Source organism: Saccharomonospora xinjiangensis XJ-54 (assembly GCF_000258175.1).
GTDB classification, from domain to species: domain Bacteria; phylum Actinomycetota; class Actinomycetes; order Mycobacteriales; family Pseudonocardiaceae; genus Saccharomonospora; species Saccharomonospora xinjiangensis.
The window spans coordinates 3,533,576-3,551,087 of sequence record NZ_JH636049.1 but is presented as its reverse complement, the minus strand read 5'-3'; the positions used below and the strand labels follow the sequence as shown (position 1 = coordinate 3,551,087).

Genomic DNA, 17,512 nt, shown 5'->3' with positions numbered 1-17,512 from the left:
AGACGATAGAAACCATCGCGAAACGTCGCCCGCTAATCAGCGGGTTCGGGGTTCGAGTCCCTGATGGCGCACAGAAACCCCAGGTCAAACGGCCTGGGGATTTTTTATGCCTGCGGCAAGCCAACCGAAACGCACGGAACTCACCATGTTCGCCGTGCCTGCTACGCGGTGCGCATAGCCGAGCAACCGGCGTCATGTCCCAGCGCCACGCGAAGACGGCAGTACCGCCACACCGACCGGCACGACCGGGTTCGAACTGAAAGGGAGCCCGCCGCCCACGCACCGAGCGCGGCGCAGGCGCGTCACAGGCCCGCCACCAGCAAGGCGGCCACGGAGGCGATCAATGGGCGATTCGAACGCCCGCGAGCCGGCGCCCGCCCGGGACCTGCTCAACCCTGGTGCGTCAGAACCCGACTACACCCTGTAATATGAACAGACCCTGAACGGAATCTCGTTCACTACAGCGCCCGATCACGCATCAGGAGTCCGATGCCCACCCAGACGCGCTCCTTCCATCCTCCGAAAGCGTGGAAAGAGCGACTCACCAGCTACGAGTGGGTCTTACAGACGATCGGGTGCTCGGAAGCGGCGGTATATCGGCTCGACTCCGAGGGAAAGCCCTCTCTTTTCATCAAAACGGAACCAGCCGGTCCACTCAGCGAACTGCCAGGCGAAGCGGCTCGCCTGCGCTGGCTGTCGATGACCGAAGTGCCCTGCGCCGACGTGCTCGACGAGGTGCGCGAAGCGGGGCAGCACTGGCTGTTGCTCAGCGCGGTCCCTGGCAGGGACTTGCTATCAGCGTCGATCGATCCCGCATCCAAGGTGACCATCTTGGCACAGGCTCTTCATCATCTGCATCGACTCGACCCCACCACCTGCCCGTTTGACCATCGAGCCGAGCACCGCGTCGAACAGGCCCGAGCGCGCTTGGACGCGGGTTTGGTGGACCAGGATGACCTCGATGAAGAGAACCAGAACGTCGAACTGGACGACCTCTTTACCGAGCTTCGGGCGCGTAAACCACGTCGTGAGGATCTCGTCGTCACACATGGCGACGCCTGTCTGCCCAACATCATGGTGGAGAAAGGCCGTTTTTCTGGGTTCATCGACTGCGGACGATTGGGATTGGCTGACCGCTACCAAGACGTGGCATTGGCCACTCGGGATATCGCCGAGGAACTCGGCGAGAAATGGGTCCCATTGTTTCTCGATCAGTATGGGATCCCGGAGCTTGACGGGGAACGAATCGCGTTCTACAGGCTTCTTGACGAGTTCTACTGAGCACTGACCAAACGGGTATGGCCTTCAGCCGTTGCATCGTGGATGTCCCTCACCAGCCCAAGCGCATGAGCTGCCTGCCCTTTCGTTGACACCTCTCGGGGTTGGCCTTACGAAAGCAGGACTTCGCGCTGAGCCAGTGCGGTGCCGAAAGCACCGTGCGCACCTCTCCCCGCGGCGACGCTGGTCTGACGTTCGCGACATCGCCCTCACGCGCCGGCATGGCCGCCTCTCCGCCCGTCGCACCGGCCACGACCAGCACACCATCAGCCGCCAACGACCGTGGGCCCCACCAGCGGCAAAGTTGCTCGCGACATCCGCGTACAGGACTGCTGAATCGGCAACGCGCGCTGGTGACCGAGATCATTATGCGGGGACCGACGTCACACTCGGCCGTACGGGTGACCTGCTTGCCCGGGCGGCAGCCTTCCACGATCGTGGGTTTTCGAGATTATTCCGATTTGCGGTGGGGGCGGAAGCGCACATGGAGACGTGCGACCTCGGCACGATCACTATCACCGGGAAGGCCACTCCGGTCCGGAGTTCGTCGGTGAGCCTGCCGGAAGCCGTGGCATGGTTCGCGGGCGAACGCCACTCCCACCGCCCCCGCTGCCTCTCCCCGGTGCTGCTCGCCACCTCGTCGGTGCTGAGCGAGCGGCTCGCCCATGCGAAGCGGCAACGGCTCAAGCAGTTCGTCCCCGGACTCGCCGCCACCTCGGGCGACGGCCTCGACCGGCAACGCTCGTTGCTCGCGATGGACTGGCTCGTACGGGTCCACACCCCGGCGTGGCTGCGCCTCGTTCCTTCGTTGAACCTGGCCGCGGCCTGCCTCGCCGAAGGAGCACCTGTGCTGCGTGTCGCCGAGGCGGCGGAGCTGATCGAAGCACCCCTCGCCGCTGTGCGCCGCGCGTCGTGGGGGCCGTGGACGAGCGCACCATGGCACGACCACGGCATCTCGGGCGCCGACGTGTCGGCCGCTGTGTCACGCGCGCTCTCCGCTCTCGCCGCCGACGCCGCCGTGGCCGCCACACTCGACATCGCCGGAACGTTCCTTCCCGCGTGCGGGAGGATGCGGCTGGCAATCGAGCAGGCTGTGCTCATCGCCGCCTGCTCCCACCCCTGGAGCAGTGATTCGACGACACTCGACGACCACATCGCGGCCGTCGTGGCGCCGACGGCACACCTGCTGGAGGACGCGGTGATAGAACTCTTCTCCCGTCTCGTCGATGCCACCCCGCCTGCCGACGAGGGCTGGCTCGCGACCCACCCTGCTGACGCGGCGAGGAGCGCAGGCCCCGTCTGAGGACCGGGGCGCGGCACACCTCCCGTGGTGCGGGACGATGGAAGACGTCCCGCACCACGGGACCAGAACCGAATGTCCCGCACCGCGAGACCAGAACCGAATGTCCCGCGCCGCGAGACCAGAACCGAATGTCCCGCACCGCGAGACGACAGCAGGGGCAGCCGAGCCCGAAGGATGTGATGGAACCGTGGAGCCGGTAGCGGCGCCGGAGGATTTGCGGGCCGACTGTTCGCGGTGCGCGGGGCTCTGCTGCGTTGCCCTGCCGTTCCAGAAATCGGCGGGGTTCCCTGCCGACAAGGATGCGGGAGACGCCTGCCACCACCTCGACGTGTCATTCCGCTGCCGGGTGCACGCCGAGCTGCGCCCGAAGGGCTTCACCGGGTGCACCGTGTTCGACTGCTTCGGCGCGGGCCAGCGTGTCACCCAGGCTTTCGGTGGCCGGAACTGGCGAGACGAGCCCCGGCTCGCACAGCCGATGTTCGCCGCCTTCACGGTCGCGCGGCATCTTCACGAGATCCTCGGCTACCTCGCCGAAGCGCTGGAGCTTCCCGCCCCGCGACTGCGCGAGCGGGTACGTCGCGAGTTCCACCGCATCGACGCGCTCGCCGGTGCCGAGCCGGAGAAGCTCGCCGCCACCGACATCGCCGCACAACGCCAGCAGGTCGGCCCGCTGCTGGCGGAGGTGAGCCAGGCCGTCAGGGCACGGGCAGGCAACGGCCGGGATCACCGAGGTGCCGACCTGGCCGGACGGCGGCTGCGCGGCGCCGCTCTGCGCGGGTCCACGTTGCGTGGCGCTCTCCTCATCGGCGCCGATCTACGGAGAGCCGATCTGCGGGATGCGGATTTTCTCGGCGCCGATCTGCGCGACACGGATCTTCGGGGGGCTGACCTCTCGGGGTGCTTCTTCCTCACCCAGGCGCAACTCAACGCCGCTGTCGGCGACGCGAGCACCCGGCTTCCCGAGCGGCTGGCGCGCCCTGCCCACTGGTGACCACTGGTGACCGGCCCGCTCACTCCTCGGGCAGCACGGCCCACAACACCAGGTACAGCAGGAACTGCGGTCCCGGCAGCACACACGAGGCGAGGAAGACCAGCCGCACGGTGCGAGTCCTCCATCCGTAGCGGCGTGCGATGCCCGCGCAGACGCCACCGATCATGCGGTCGGTTCGGGAACGGGACACAACGGTGGTGGTTGCCATGTCTTCAGTGTGGGAGCGACGGTGCACGCCCGCATCGGGGACGACCCGGACTTGTCCACGATCCACACCCTGAGAACCGGCTTCGGCTGCCGCGGCTTCGGTCCAGCAGGGTGATCAACAACTTCGACGGTGCCTCGATCACACCCGACTCAGCTCAAAGACAGTAGCAGCTTTGACGAGTTCGCCGTCGTCGCGCTGCGCGGAGCGAACAACCGGCGCACAGAGCGCCGTTTCACCGCAGGGCCGCACGCGCGAGCACCCAGCAGGTGCCGTGCCGCTGCGGCGTCCTTGCCTCGCCTTCGGCCAGGATCTCCCAACGCTCGCCGAGTTCGGCCGCGAGTTGGCCTGGCCGCACCCTGAACCGAGTGGCACCGGCCTCGCCCGACTCGGCGAGCGCCTCCCACGCCAGCAGCCCGCCTGGCGCCACGGCCTCACGGGCGGAGCGGAACACGGCCGCGTCCCAGAACAGCGTCGCCAGCACCAGCCCGAACGCACCGCGCACGGGGACGAACGCGCGGGCATCCGCCAGCACACACCACAGCTGGCCGCCGAGCCCACGCCGATGTGCCTCGGTGCGGAGCTGCCGCAACGCCACGTCGGAGGTATCCACCGCGAGGACGCGGCGGCCCCGCGCCGCCAGCGCCAGCGCGCTCCCCGATCGGCCGCACGCCAGCTCCAGCACAGGCCCGTCAGGGAATCCCACCCCGCACGCTTGTTTCACGAGCGGATGCGGCTCGAACGCCGGAGGAGTAGCCGCGTAACGTGCGTTCCATCGCGCCGCGTCGTCCCGCCAGGATTCACGCCTCATCGTTGCCGGGTGCCTCTTCCGCCTCGCGCGCCTGCCGCGTGCGCCTGCGCCGTTGCCGTTCCCTCCTGCTGTAGGCGGCACGGTACACCGCGTCCTCGCTCTCCAGACTGGACCCCAATGCGCCAGCGAACGTGCCCATGGAACTGGCCAGCCAGGCCAGTGTGAGGTAGTCGCCGAGATTCACCGGATGTCCCAGCGTCCGCTCCAGGTACCCGTTTTCGATCACTGCGAAGGCGCCTGCGAACGTCACCACGAACAACATCAGGTACCAGGACGCGACGCCGACGGTCAGCGACACCACCGAGGACAGGTTGTAGAGGACGACCTTCGTCCTTGGCGATTCTGGAGCCGATCCCGAACTTTCCCACAGCCGGTTGTACGCGATCAGCCACGCCACCATCGCCGCGATCGCGAGAAGGCTGACGAGCGCGAGTCGTCGCACGCTCAGCGCGTCGGCGAGTAACCAGATGCTGCTATAGAAGATGCCGAACGCCGCGGCGGCGACTCCAGCGGCCAGCGCGGTGGACAACTCGGGAACCAGCCGCCACGGCTTGTTGTCCCACACCATGCCTGCCAGCAGCCGCAACCTGCCCCACAGGCCGACGAGCACGAGGCTCACCTCGATGGCGGCGTCGGGACGATCCACCCAGGCGACCGGGGTGAACTTCCCGCCCGCGCGTCGGCGCTCGCGCCCGGCTCGCCCGCCGACGATGCCCCTGCCCAGCTCGCCCGCGAGGTAGAGGACGGTGTCCCGCATTCGCCGCTTCACCCCCACAACACCGAGTGCGGGCAGCGAGGCGAGTGCCACGCCGTGCCGGACGCTGATGTCCGCCACGACCGGCGTGGTGCTGAGCTGCCGGGGAAGGTCGGTGACGCACAGCAGGAGATCCCAACCCAGCTCCGGTCGAAGAACCTGCGCGAGCCGCACGATGGGCACCGTGCCGTCCTCATCGATCCGGAGCGACTCGGTGCGCATGCGCACCTCCCACGTGACCGCGCCGCTGACATGTTCCGACAGATCGTGTTCGAGGTCGCCGACGAAGGCGTTCACCACGTCGCTCGGCAGTCCGGGATCGCAGAGAAGGCCGACGACCACGGTCGGAGGCGGTTCGCCCGCCCCGTCCCCTGCGTCTTCATGAGGTGTTTTCGGGTGGTCCGGTTCCTCGGTGTCGCTCACCGGTGCGGGCTACCCACGCCGATCATCGGCTACGCGAGCCCGCACTCCGCCCGCTGTGGCGACCGAGACCGAGCGAGGCAGCAGCAGGGCATAGCAGGCGGTGGCCACCAGGAGCACCGCCATGATCAGAAAAGCGAGTGCGTATCCTTCGGCGATCGGTGTGCCGCCGTGCGAAGCCGAGCCGGACACGGCGACCAGCGCGGCCAGTCCCAGTGCGCCTCCGACCTGCTTGGTGGTGTTGAGCAGCCCCGACGCCGCACCGGCGTCGTCGGCAGGCACACCGCTGGTGGCCAGCACTGTGACAGGAGTGTTGAGCAGCCCGCCGCCAAGGGAAATGAGAATCGCGGGCCCAAGGATGCCGGCTAGATACTCGGTGCCTGCGTCGAGCCCGCTCTGCCACGCGAACCCGGCCGCGGCCACCGCAGCGCCCGTCACCACGAGCGTGCGCGGCTCCACCACGCGCATCAGCTTCGGCGTGAGCCAGACACCGACGACGATGGTGAGCACCGTGTGCGGAAGGAAGCCGAGCCCCGTGAGCAGCGGTCCGAACCCGAGCACGTCCCGCATCGTGAACGTCAGGAAGTACCACATCGGATTGAGGCAGGCTCCCACGAGCAGCAGCACGACGTTGCCTCGCACGACGGACCGGATGCCGAGGAGGCTCGGCGGAAGCAGCGGAACCCGCGCGAAGCGCACCTCCACCACGGCGAACGCCGCGAACGCGCCTGCGGCGACGGCCAGTGCCACCCAGGTGGACGGCGAGTTCCCGCCGGGCGAGCCCCAGCGGACGACGGCGTACGCGAGGGCGGAAAGCCCCGAGGTGGCCAGCACAGCGCCGGGAAGGTCCACGGGACGGCGACGGCGCGGCGTGTGACCGCGCGGCAGAGCGCGCAGGCCGAGCAGCAGCGCGAGGATCCCGGCCGGCACGTTGCCGAGGAACACCCACCGCCAGGACAGGAACTCCGTCAGCAGTCCGCCGACGAGGTTTCCCATGGTGCCGCCAGCCAGGCCGACCGCGGTCCAGACCGCGAGTGCGCGATGACGCCGTGGCCCTTCGGGAACGGTGGTGGTGAGCATGGTGACCGTTGCCGGGGCGAGCACCGCGGCACCCAGGCCCTGGCCTGCGCGGGAGGCGATGACGACCGCCGCGTCGGTGGCCGCACCGCCAATCAGACTCGCCGCCGTGAACACGACGAGCCCCGCGAGGAAGACCCCGCGCAGCCCGAGAAGGTCGGCAAGACGCCCACCGACCAGCAGGAACCCGGCGAACACCAGCACGTAGGCATTGACGACCCACTGAGCGCCCGCCTTGTCGAGCCCGAGCGCCACCTCCATCGAGGGCAGTGCCACGTTGACGATCGAGACGTCGAGCACCACGAGGAACTGCGCCACGCAGGCGACAAGCACAAGCATCTCGGCGACCACCATCCTGGTACAGGCGTATCATATACGCTTGTACCAGAAGGAGGCCGCCGATGCCACGAAGAGTCGATCACGGCGAGCGCAGGAAGCAGATCATCGACGCGCTGCTGCGCGTCGTGGGGCGTGACGGTCTCACCTCGGTCACCATGCGCGCGGTCGCAGCAGAAGCCGGGATGTCGCTAAGGCTCGTGCAGTACTACTTCGACACCAAGGCCCTGCTCCTGCACGCCGCACTTCGACATCTGGAGCGGCGAAGCCATGACAGATGGACCGCCCGCCTCGCCGCACTGCCGTCCCTGCCCTCGGCCCGCGATCGTGTCGAGCACTTCCTCCTCGAAGCGCTGCCCACCGACGAGGAGAGCCGCGTCTTCCATTTGGTCTGGACCTCGTACGCCGTGCTCGCCATGACCGATCCCGAACTCGCTCGACTGCCTTTCGTGGCAGGGCCCGACCGTGTCGAACGGCAACTCGCCGAGATGTTGCGCGTGGCGGAGTCTCGCGGTGAACTCGCCGCAGACTCGATCCCGGAGACCGAGGCCGCACGACTGGTCACGCTCGGGCACGGCCTCGGCACAAGCGTGCTCGTGGGCCAGCGCAGCGCCGAGGACGCGACGGCGGTCCTCCGCTACCACCTCGACCGCGTGCTGCCGATGCCGGTGCGAGAAGCGAGCCCCACCTCCCTTTCCTCTCCCACCGAGGCGACCGACGACGAGACGCACGCCACGAAACCGGGCACCGGGACCAATCCCGATCCGAAGGCGCGAGCCGCGCGATGACCAGGCGCACCAAGGCTGACCTGGGACGACACGTCCGGCCGCAGGGCGCGATCCGGCAGCGAAGAAGCCGGTGAAGCTCCGATGTGAGCCCCGTCATCGACGCGACCGTGTTTCACGTTCCGCCGAATGGGGGAACACCCCCGAATCACCGTTCATTTCCGGGCTGGACGGGCGCGCGCAGGCATGACCGCAGGGAGGAGCAGTCGTGGGGACGAAGCCGGCAACCGCACAACACGGAACGATCACACTCGCCCGGAGTTGGGGCGCGATCGGGCGGGTCGCACGCCGCCACCTCCGGCCGACGCCTACGGGACCCCCCTGCGGAAGCGGGTTCGCCACGTCCATCGCAGGCAGGGCGAGCACACCACGGGATGTTGGCTGGCCCACGCCGTCGCGTACACCTAAGATTCGCCGCGTGCACACCGGGATTCCGCCACGATGAAGCTCGACGTCGCACACGGGCGGGCCGGCCATCTCCACGAGGCGGCCGTCTACCGATCCGACGACGAACTGCTGTCCGTCCTGATCCCCTTCCTCCGGCAGGGACTCGACGCCGGAGATCCCGTCTTCGTCTGTTTGACACCGCAGCGGGCCGAACTGCTGCGCACGGCCTTCGCCGACCCGGATTCGGTGATCTTTCTCGATCACTGCACCGGGTACCGGAATCCGGCGACCGCGGTGAAGTACTTCCGCGAACTCGTTGACCAGCACGTGCGGCAAGGAGCGGGCAAGGTGCGCCTCGCAGGCGAACTCGACGAACCCGGCAGTGCGACACCGTGGGGACCGTGGGCGCGCTACGAGGCCGCCGTGAACCACCTGCTCGACGACCTACCGCTGTGGAGCTTGTGCATGTACGACGGGCGCACCACGCCAGCCACCGTCCTCGACGACGTCCTGCGCACACACCCGTGGCTGGCGCTGCCCGGCGGCAGGCACGTCCCCAGCACCGCCTTCACCGACCCGCCCGCGTTCCTCAGCGCACACGTGCCCGCCCCCGGCGAGCCCGGACTCCGATCGAAAGCCCCTGCCGTGACACTGCGGGCGACACATCCCGAACAGGCCAGGGAGGCCGCTCGGGAAGCGGGAAGGCAGGCCGGTCTCGGCGAGACCCGCCTCGGCGAACTGGTGCTCGCGGTCAGCGAATCGGTCACCAACGCCCTGCACCACGGCAGGCCACCGGTGTGGCTACGGCTGTGGCCCGAACACCGCAGGGTCGTCGCCACGGTCACCGACGCGGGCGAGGGGCCGAAGGACCCCTACGCCGGGCTCACTCCGCTCGGGCCGAACAGGGCAGACGGAGGGCTCGGGCTCTGGATCGTGCATCAGGTGTGCGACTACGTGGCGATGCGCCGGCACGAGGACGGCTACACCATCGTCCTCGTCGCCGGCGAACATTCCCGGTGACGCCTCGCTACTCCCGCGCGGGATCGACACCGAATCGCTCCGCGATGTCGTCGAGCATCGCGTGGGCGCCCTGAAGACTCACCGACACATACCAGGTCTGGTCGCTGACCTCGCTGATCTCTCCGGAGAGCGTGTCCCACAGCGGGTTCGACTCGAATGCCGACCTCGGGTTCTCCGCTTTCTGGGTGTCGTCAACGTAGCTCGAAACCCAGATGTGGTCGGCGTCGAGCTGCCCGATCTGTTCCTGGCTCAGCTCGACGGCGATCCCCGACCCGCCACTCGGCTGCCCCTCCGGCCTCCGCAGGCCGACGTCGGAGGCGACGATGCCGGGGAAGGACTCCGGGGTGTAGAGCCGCACGGTCGGCTCACCTTCGACGAACCGCACGAGGGAGTAGGTGGGCATGCCGCCTTCCTTCTCCTCGATGGCCTTGCCGATGGCCTCGGCCCTTCGCTCGTAGTCGGCGATCTTGCGTTCGGCGAGGTCCTCCTTGCCCAGCGCCTCGGCCAGCAGCCTGATGTTGTCCTTCCACGTCGCGCCCGTTGTCTCACTGAACACAGTAGGCGCCACATTGGACAGTTCATTGTAGATTGATTCGTGGCGGACCTTCGCCGAGACGACGAGGTCGGGCGCGATGTCGTAGAGCGCCTCGACGTCCGGGCTCGCCAGATCGCCGACGACGCGTGCGTCCGAGAGGAACCCGACGTCGTCACCGAGATAGTCCGGCGGAGTGTCCGACGCGGGGTACTTCGTGTACGCGACAACCTTCGTCTCCAGCGCCAATGCCGCATCGACGAAACTGGAGTCGAGCGCGGCCACCGTCTCCGGCCGCGTGTCGATCGCCGTCTCCCCCATGGCGTGGGACACGGTGCGCGGGAAACCGTCGCCGCCGCTACCGCCCTCGGAAGGCTGCTCGGCAGGCGGAGAGCACGCGGCGAGGGCGGTGGAGGCGAACACGACCAGCGAGGTGGTCAGCGCTGTCAGTGCCGTCGCCCTTGCCGAGCGACGCCGTGATAGGGACAGGCGGATCATGTTCACCCTTCATGTTCGGTTAGGCTCTCCTAAGGACACCGGGACTGTAATCCACACAGGCGTCGCAACGGAAGGGACCGGGGCGTCCATGACGAGGGGATGACGAGGGACGCCAGATGAGCCCGACACGGTCGCCCTCGCGGGCACACCCCGCGAGCGCCACGGCAACGCCGTCCGGCAACAACAGCTTCACCACCGGCCGCTCCCCGCGCAGGCACGCACTGACCATCGCCGCGCTCGTGGCGGTCCTCGTTCTCGCCACGCTGCTCAGCCTCGCCTACGGCGTTCACCCCGTGCCACCTGGTGAGGTTTGGCGCGCGCTGACCCAGCCCACCGGAGGCGAGCACGACATCATCGTGCGATCGCTACGCGGGCCGCGAACCGTGCTCGGCATCCTCGCCGGGATCGCGCTCGGCATCGGTGGTGCGCTCATGCAGGGCCACACCCGCAACCCCATCGCGGACCCCGGCATCCTCGGCGTCAACCAGGGTGCCGCGTTCGGCATCGTCTGCGCCATCACGGTGTTCGGCGTCGGCTCGCTGACCGGGTTCGTGTGGTTCGGCTTCGCAGGCGCCCTCGTGGCGGCCACCGTGGTCTTCCTGTTCGGCAGTACCGGACGCAGAGGCTCGGCACCGGTCACGCTCGCATTGGCCGGAGCCGCGGTGAGCGCGTTGCTCTCCGGCCTCACAGCGGCACTCGTCCTCGGCAACCGCCAGGGCATGGAGGTGTTCCGGTTCTGGCAGGTGGGCTCGCTCGCGGGGCGGGATTACGACATCGTCCTGCAAGTACTGCCGTTCCTCGTCGCGGGACTCGTCCTCGCGCTGGCCAACACCCCCGGACTGAACACCCTCGCGCTGGGCGACGACGTGGCCACCGCACTCGGCCGCAAGCCGGGACGGACGAGAGCGCTGGGAATCGCGGCCATCACGCTTCTCGTGGGCGCCGCGGTGGCCGCGTGCGGGCCCATCGCCTTCGTGGGACTCATCGTTCCGCACGTCGCGCGCACTCTGAGCGGCGCCGACTACCGCAGGCTCGTGCCTGTGGCCGGGCTCCTCGGTGCGATCCTGCTGCTGCTGGCCGACGTCGCGGGCAGGCTCGTCTCCGGGGACAGCCTCGAGGTCGGCGTCCTGTGCGCGGTCCTCGGCGCGCCCGTGTTCATCCACCTGGTTCGCGGGAAGGGGCTTCGGAAGCTGTGAGCCTCGTACGTGATATCGAAGCCGTGCCGGGAGCGAAGGCGCTGACGGTCGGCAGGTTCTGCTGGACCTTCCGCCCCAGGGTGATGGCCGTGCCGGTGGTCGCAGCCGTCGTGTTGCTGGCCGTTTCCTCGGTCAACATCGCGCTCGGCAGCGCGCAGATCGACGTGCTCGACGTCCTGCGGACACTCGCGGGCGGTGGAGACCGTCGTGAGAACGGCATCGTCTTCGACCTGCGACTGCCCCGCACGCTGGCCGGAGCCCTCGTCGGTGCGGCGTTCGGCCTCGCCGGTGCGCTCTTCCAGTCCATCGCGCGGAACCCGCTGGCGAGTCCCGACATCCTCGGTGTCACATGGGGTGCCGGCGCGGGGGCCGTGGCCGTGATCATCCTCGGCGGGACGCGCGGGCAGGTCAGCGGGCTCCTCGCCGAGCTGGGGGTTCCCCTCGCCGCACTCGCGGGCGGCCTCGTCGCAGGCGTTCTGCTGTACGCGCTGTCGTGGCGGCGCGGTATCGACGGCTACCGCATGGTGCTCGTGGGGATCGGGCTGTCCGCCGTGTTCTACAACGTCGTCTACTGGCTGCTGACGGTCGGCGATGTTGACGACGCCACCCGGGCCACCGTGTGGCTCGTCGGCAACCTCGCCGATGTCGGCTGGGAACAGATCGCCGGTGTGTCCATCGCGCTCGCCGTGCTGGTTCCCACGGCTCTCGTCGCCGCGCACACACTCGGCGGCCTCCAGTTCGGCGACGACACAGCCAAGGGTCTGGGCATCCGGGTCGATGCGGCGCGGGGAACGCTGGTGCTGCTGGCCGCAGCGCTGGCCGCGGTGGCCACCTCGACGGCGGGGCCGATCGCGTTCGTCGCCCTCGCGACACCGCAGATCGCTCTGCGGCTCGCCCGCACCGCGCGGCCCCCTCTCGTCGGCTCCCTTGTGCTGGGAGCGACGTTGGTGGTGAGCGCGGACCTCGTTGTGCGCCTCGTGTCGGCGAGCCTGCCCGTCGGAGTGCTCACCGCGATCCTCGGCGCACCGTACCTGCTCTTCCTGCTCGTGCGGGCCCAGCGCGCATGAGGGAATCCGGCCGGTTCGCGGAAAGGCACACCCAGACAGGAGGTACAGGCATGACCGACGCGAGACTGCGCGCCGAGGGGGTGCGGCTCGGCTACGGCGATCGGCTCGTCGTCAACGGCCTCGACCTCGATGTCACCGACGGTGCGATCACAGTGATCATCGGCCCCAACGGTTGCGGTAAATCGACCTTGCTGCGGGCGTTGGGCCGCCTCTTGCGGCCACGCGGCGGAGCCGTACTGCTCGACGGAAAGCGCATCGACAGGCAACCGACCCGCGAGGTCGCCCGCGTCGTCGGCCTGCTGCCGCAGTCCCCGACCGCGCCCGAGGGGCTGACCGTGGCCGACCTGGTGTCGCGGGGCAGGCACCCGCACCAGAGCTGGCACCGCCAGTGGTCGTCCGGCGACGAGGAAGCCGTGTCGCGAGCGTTGCGGCTCACCGGGATGGATGCCTACGCCGACCGCGTCGTCGATGAGCTCTCCGGAGGGCAACGTCAGCGCGCGTGGATCTCGATGACCCTTGCGCAGGACACATCGCTGCTCTTGCTGGACGAACCGATCACCTACCTCGACCTCGCGCACCAGGTGGACGTCCTCGACCTCGTCCACCGGCTGCACACGGAGAGGGGCACCACGGTGGCGATGGTGTTGCATGATCTGAATCTCGCCGCCCGCTACGCCGACACGCTCGTAGCCATGAAGGACGGCGGCGTCGTGGCGCAGGGTCCGCCATCGGAGCTGCTCACGGAGGAACTGCTGTCCGAGGTCTTCGGCCTGACGGCCACGATCGTGCCGGACCCGGTGGCCGGCACCCCGCTCGTCGTACCCATCAGCGCACACGTGCGCGCGGGTGTGCGCTGACACACTGACCGTGGCATCACCGCGAGTCAGCCGGTGATCTTCTTCGCGAGGCCGGCGTCGAGAGCGACGCGCACGAGGGCTGCGGAGAATCGCGCGAGGTCGTCGGCCTTCACCAGCGATGAGAGCGAATCGACGGAGGACGGCAGCCCGATGCGCTCGGCGCCCTGCCTCGCCTTGCGATCAAGATACGGGCGCACCCACGGCCACACGGCCTGGACCTCCCTGCAGAAGATGTCGGCTCCCACGGCACCGATGCCGGGCACCTCACGCAGCAGTGTCCGGAGCGCGGCCACGTCGCCGTCCGCCCGCTTCGCCATCCGGCGCAGGTCCGACCGGTACTCCTCGGCGAGCAACTCGGCGCCCTTGCCCAGTGTCGTGGCCGTGCTCTCGTCGTAGCGCACGTAATGACCTCGCCCGAGAGCGTCCACCCGCTGCTGCCACGACGTGTCGAGCGTTCCCCGCGGTGTTGTGCAGCCTGCCGCGAAGAGTTCCCTCGTCGAGGCGACGGCGATGCCGGATTTGATCCGGGCCGACAGCAGCACCGCGAGCACCAGTAACCGGTAGAGCGCCGACGGCGTGTCCTTCAGGTCGATTCCCGCCTCGTCCGCATAGGTCTGTCCTGCCACCCGCAACAGTCGCTCGGCCGTCCTTACCTGGTCGGTGTCGGTGCTCATGACCCAGCAGTACCCGTAGGCCGTCAAGCGACACCGCGCCGGCGGATCGGCGATCAGCCCTCCACAAAAGTGATCTGAATTACATAAGGTGGTGGGTTCACGAGACCTGAGGAGGGACAGCGTTGACCACTCAGCAATCCGTCGCGGCCCAGGTGGAGGGCCTCACCATCGCCAGGCTCCTTCGCCGCAACGCCACCGAGTTCGGCCACCTTCCCGCTCTGACGTCCCTCGACGAACCCGGCAGCCCCACCCTCGACTGGGCGCAGGTACGCGACGAGGTCGCCGCTGTGGCCAGGGGACTGATCGACCTCGGCCTCCGCACCGGCCAGCGGCTGGTGATCATGTCGCCGAGCAGACCGGAGCACATCATCACCGACCTCGCAGCCGCCAACGCCGGTGCGATTCCGTGCACGGCGTACTCGACGCTGAGCAGCGACCAGATCAAGTACGTGGTCAACCACAGTTCCGCACCGATCGCCGTCGTGGCCGGAAGCGACGAGCTGTCGCGGTGGCGACCGGTTCTCGACGACCTGCCCGGCCTGAGGCAGGTCGTCGTGCTCGATCGCGAGGCCGTACCCGAGGACGACGACCGGTTCCTCTCCTACGCCGTGCTGCGCGAGCGGGGTTCCGCCCTGCACGCGGAGTCACCGGAGACCTTCGAGCGCCTCACCGACGTGATCGAGCCGGACGACCCGCTTTCCATGATCTACACCTCGGGCACGACCGGTGTGCCCAAGGGAGTGGTGCTGTCCCACCGCAACGCCATTCACGAGGCGATCGCCGTGCACGAGATGCACGCCGCCCCGCCGCACCTTGCGAACATCGCCTACCTCCCGCTCGCCCACATCGCGGAACGGGAGCTGTCGATCTACATACCCGTCGTCCGCGCCGGGCACGTCCACACCCTCGCCGACCCGACCGCCATCGTCGCCGCCCTCACCCGGGTCAGGCCACAGTCCTTCTTCGGCGTTCCGCGAGTGTGGGAGAAGATGGTCGCGGGGCTGAGGAACATGCTCGCCGGAGTACCGGAGGATCGCAGGAACGCGCTGCTCGCCGCCGCGGACCTCGTGCGGGAGGGCTACCGGCTGCGCGGCGCGGGAGCCAAGGTACCGCCCGAACTCGCCGACCGCATCGCGGAGATCGATCGCACCGTGATCGCTCCCCTTCGCGTGCTGCTCGGCCTCGACAGACTCCTGTTCGCGTCGAGCGGCGCGGCAGCCCTGCCGGAGGAAGTGCTGTACTTCATGGCCGGTCTCGGCGTCGAGATCCACGAGGTGTGGGGACTGTCCGAGACGACGGGAGCGGCGACGAGCAACCACGCGGGCGCCTTCAGGGCTGGCAGTGTCGGCAAGCCGGTCGCCGACGTCGAGGTCGCGGTGGCCGACGACGGTGAACTGCTTGTCAGGGGGCCGATCGTGTTCCTCGGCTACCTCAGAGAAGACGGCTCCGTCGAGGCGGCGACCGACTCCGAAGGCTGGTTCGCCACGGGTGACATCGGATCGATCGACGACGACGGGTTCGTCACCATCACCGACCGCAAGAAGGAACTCATCATCACCGCCGGTGGCAAGAACATCGCTCCCACAAGGATTGAGAGCCTCCTCAAGGAACATCCGCTCATCGGTCAGGCCGTCGCGATCGGGGACAACCGCCCCTACGTCACCGCGCTCGTCGTGCTCGACGACGAGATCGCACCGGGGTGGGCGGCCGTTCGGGGAATCGAGACCGACGACCTCACCGCACTCGCCGACCACCCAGCCGTGCGCGCCGAGATCGACCGTGCCGTCGAGTCGGCCAACGAGCGGCTCGCCAGGGTGGAGCAGGTGAAGCGCTACCGGTTGCTCACGCGGGCCTGGACACCCGAGACTGGCGAGCTGACACCGACGTTGAAACTCAAGCGGCGCGTCATCACCGACCGGTACCGCTCGGACATCGACGCGCTCTACGACTGAGCGCGGCCGGGGAGGGTGGACAGACCAGCCACCCTCCCCGGCCCTGCCTTCGCAGCCTCCCCCTCAGGCGCTGCGAAGGGGCCAGGGTGACGGCCGCGTCCCTGACGCCGTGAGTGGAGCCGTGCCGGTCCACTCCCTCAGCGTCGGCGGAACCCGCTTCTCCAGCCCGTACGGTTCGAGGTGCGCGGCGAAGACCTCGCCGAACGCCCGCCGCACACTCTCGCTGTCCCACACCTCACGACGCAGCACGGGCTGCTTCACGTACGGCTGGCCCATGATGTGCAACTCCGGGCCGTTGCAGCGAATGAGCTGCCCGGTGATGCCACGCGAATCGTCGGCGAGGAGGAACAGCACCAGCGGCGCGATCCGCGCAGGCGTCCGCTCCGGCGGGCAGTTCCGCAGCGAACGCTCCGATTTCCAGACCATCCGGGTGTGCGCGAGCGGGCACACCGCGTTGACCCGGACACCGACCTCCTCCATGTCGAGCGCCCACGAGTAGGTCAGCGACGCCACAGCGCCCTTGCTCGCCGAATACGTGGCCAGCCTGCGCTGCCCCAGCGAAGCACCGGACGAGATGTTGACGATCGCCCCTCCACGGCCGCTGTCCACCATCGCCCTCGCCGCCGCCGTCCCGACGTAGATCACCCCGAGCACGTTGGTCTCCACGAGCTTGCGGACGTCATCGGGATCGTCGTGCCACGAGACGGCCTCGTAGTTCAGGCCCGCGTTGTTGACCAGCCCGTCGATACGGCCGAACTCCGTGACGCAGAGCTCGACGAGCGCCGCCGCCTGTGCCGGGTCGGCGACGTCGTGTCCGCTCGCGACGGCTCTGCCCCCGTGCGTCGTGATGTTCGCGGTCGTCCGCTGCGCCAGATCCGCGTCGATGTCGTTGACCACCACCAGCGCACCGGCCTGTGCGGCGTGCGTCGCGAAGGCCTCCCCCAGGCCCCTGCCTGCTCCGGTCACGACGACGGCTTTGCCGTCGAGTTGTCCGTTCATTCGCTTTCGTCTCCCCACCGCGAGCGCGGGCTCGTCCGTCGTCCGAGCCGGCCCGGTGTCGCACCAGGCCGGTCCCAGTCAGTCTCGGTCCACTCGGTGGCACCGGCGGAGACGTCCGCGACGAACGGTGGAGCGACTGCGCCGAACGAGTGGTCGCCGATCGGCCGCGGGATACAGCCCGCCGTTCACGGGGACTCAACCGCGCAGGCAGCCGGCCCGAAGTCCGCGCGAAGGCGCCTTGCGACGGCGTTAGTCCGATCCGGGCAACGTCCCTCGGTCGGGTCCACACCCGGTAGATCAACACTAACGTGGGCGCCGACGTCGCAATACGTAACCGATTCGGCACAAGGTGACCACGTTGGTAGCTACC

Annotated in this window: 16 protein-coding genes; 9 read left to right on the top strand and 7 right to left on the bottom strand. The window is 68.7% G+C overall.

The genetic code is table 11. From position 1 onward, the window contains the following. Positions 1 to 489 precede the first annotated feature (489 nt). The 3 genes from SACXIDRAFT_RS16130 to SACXIDRAFT_RS16120 all read left to right on the top strand — a co-directional run bounded on the left by SACXIDRAFT_RS16130 (position 490) and on the right by SACXIDRAFT_RS16120 (position 3,572). Positions 490 to 1,281 carry an APH(3')-II family aminoglycoside O-phosphotransferase gene (locus tag SACXIDRAFT_RS16130; protein ID WP_006239673.1) on the top strand — a complete coding sequence of 264 codons (792 nt, stop codon included), beginning with the start codon at positions 490 to 492 and terminating at the stop codon, positions 1,279 to 1,281. A 481-nt stretch (positions 1,282 to 1,762) separates the two neighbouring features. Then, positions 1,763 to 2,581 (top strand): hypothetical protein, encoded by an 819-nt coding sequence (locus tag SACXIDRAFT_RS16125; protein WP_006239672.1) that lies wholly within the window; start codon positions 1,763 to 1,765, stop codon positions 2,579 to 2,581. A 187-nt stretch (positions 2,582 to 2,768) separates the two neighbouring features. Next, positions 2,769 to 3,572 carry a pentapeptide repeat-containing protein gene (locus SACXIDRAFT_RS16120; protein ID WP_006239671.1) on the top strand — a complete coding sequence of 268 codons (804 nt, stop codon included), beginning with the start codon at positions 2,769 to 2,771 and terminating at the stop codon, positions 3,570 to 3,572. A gap of 19 nt (positions 3,573 to 3,591) precedes the next feature. Here the strand turns inward: SACXIDRAFT_RS16120 and SACXIDRAFT_RS16115 are convergent, their stop codons facing one another. The 4 genes from SACXIDRAFT_RS16115 to SACXIDRAFT_RS16100 all read right to left on the bottom strand — a co-directional run bounded on the left by SACXIDRAFT_RS16115 (position 3,592) and on the right by SACXIDRAFT_RS16100 (position 7,178). Then, positions 3,592 to 3,780: a PspC domain-containing protein gene (locus SACXIDRAFT_RS16115; protein ID WP_006239670.1), complete on the bottom strand. Its 189-nt coding sequence runs from the start codon at positions 3,778 to 3,780 to the stop codon at positions 3,592 to 3,594. Between the two features lie 232 nt (positions 3,781 to 4,012). After that, entirely contained in the window at positions 4,013 to 4,588 is a 576-nt protein-coding gene (locus SACXIDRAFT_RS16110) for a methyltransferase domain-containing protein (protein ID WP_006239669.1), read from the bottom strand. Beyond that, positions 4,578 to 5,765: a hypothetical protein gene (locus SACXIDRAFT_RS16105; RefSeq protein ID WP_006239668.1), complete on the bottom strand. Its 1,188-nt coding sequence runs from the start codon at positions 5,763 to 5,765 to the stop codon at positions 4,578 to 4,580. The genes SACXIDRAFT_RS16110 and SACXIDRAFT_RS16105 overlap by 11 nt, the downstream gene beginning before the upstream one ends. Before the next feature lie 9 nt (positions 5,766 to 5,774). Continuing rightward, positions 5,775 to 7,178, bottom strand: a complete 1,404-nt coding sequence (locus SACXIDRAFT_RS16100; protein ID WP_006239667.1) for an MFS transporter — start codon at positions 7,176 to 7,178, stop codon at positions 5,775 to 5,777. Positions 7,179 to 7,240: 62 nt separating this feature from the next. On the opposite strand from SACXIDRAFT_RS16100, the gene SACXIDRAFT_RS16095 reads away from it, so the two are divergent. Both SACXIDRAFT_RS16095 and SACXIDRAFT_RS16090 read left to right on the top strand, forming a co-directional pair. Continuing rightward, positions 7,241 to 7,963: a TetR/AcrR family transcriptional regulator gene (locus tag SACXIDRAFT_RS16095; protein ID WP_006239666.1), complete on the top strand. Its 723-nt coding sequence runs from the start codon at positions 7,241 to 7,243 to the stop codon at positions 7,961 to 7,963. Between the two features lie 438 nt (positions 7,964 to 8,401). Beyond that, entirely contained in the window at positions 8,402 to 9,367 is a 966-nt protein-coding gene (locus tag SACXIDRAFT_RS16090; protein WP_006239665.1) for an anti-sigma factor RsbA family regulatory protein, read from the top strand. A 7-nt stretch (positions 9,368 to 9,374) separates the two neighbouring features. Here the strand turns inward: SACXIDRAFT_RS16090 and SACXIDRAFT_RS16085 are convergent, their stop codons facing one another. After that, positions 9,375 to 10,397, bottom strand: coding sequence for an ABC transporter substrate-binding protein (locus SACXIDRAFT_RS16085; RefSeq protein ID WP_006239664.1), 1,023 nt, complete (start codon positions 10,395 to 10,397; stop codon positions 9,375 to 9,377). A gap of 116 nt (positions 10,398 to 10,513) precedes the next feature. On the opposite strand from SACXIDRAFT_RS16085, the gene SACXIDRAFT_RS16080 reads away from it, so the two are divergent. Genes SACXIDRAFT_RS16080 through SACXIDRAFT_RS16070 form a run of 3 tightly spaced genes read left to right on the top strand, consistent with a single transcriptional unit; the run spans position 10,514 to position 13,517 of the window. Then, positions 10,514 to 11,593, top strand: a complete 1,080-nt coding sequence (locus SACXIDRAFT_RS16080; protein ID WP_006239663.1) for a FecCD family ABC transporter permease — start codon at positions 10,514 to 10,516, stop codon at positions 11,591 to 11,593. Continuing rightward, positions 11,590 to 12,660: a FecCD family ABC transporter permease gene (locus tag SACXIDRAFT_RS16075; protein WP_006239662.1), complete on the top strand. Its 1,071-nt coding sequence runs from the start codon at positions 11,590 to 11,592 to the stop codon at positions 12,658 to 12,660. The genes SACXIDRAFT_RS16080 and SACXIDRAFT_RS16075 overlap by 4 nt, the downstream gene beginning before the upstream one ends. A 50-nt stretch (positions 12,661 to 12,710) precedes the next feature. Then, the gene (locus SACXIDRAFT_RS16070) at positions 12,711 to 13,517 is read left to right on the top strand and encodes an ABC transporter ATP-binding protein (protein ID WP_006239661.1); all 807 of its coding nucleotides are present in this window, start codon (positions 12,711 to 12,713) and stop codon (positions 13,515 to 13,517) included. Positions 13,518 to 13,543: 26 nt separating this feature from the next. Here SACXIDRAFT_RS16070 and SACXIDRAFT_RS16065 read toward each other — a convergent pair whose 3' ends face one another. Further along, the gene (locus SACXIDRAFT_RS16065; protein ID WP_006239660.1) at positions 13,544 to 14,191 is read right to left on the bottom strand and encodes a hypothetical protein; all 648 of its coding nucleotides are present in this window, start codon (positions 14,189 to 14,191) and stop codon (positions 13,544 to 13,546) included. 122 nt (positions 14,192 to 14,313) lie between these two features. Between SACXIDRAFT_RS16065 and SACXIDRAFT_RS16060 the strand changes: the two genes are divergently transcribed. Beyond that, complete coding sequence (locus SACXIDRAFT_RS16060; RefSeq protein WP_006239659.1) at positions 14,314 to 16,143, top strand: AMP-dependent synthetase/ligase; 1,830 nt, start codon at positions 14,314 to 14,316, stop codon at positions 16,141 to 16,143. A 63-nt stretch (positions 16,144 to 16,206) separates the two neighbouring features. Here the strand turns inward: SACXIDRAFT_RS16060 and SACXIDRAFT_RS16055 are convergent, their stop codons facing one another. Next, complete coding sequence (locus SACXIDRAFT_RS16055; RefSeq protein WP_006239658.1) at positions 16,207 to 17,142, bottom strand: SDR family NAD(P)-dependent oxidoreductase; 936 nt, start codon at positions 17,140 to 17,142, stop codon at positions 16,207 to 16,209. Positions 17,143 to 17,512: the final 370 nt, after the last annotated feature.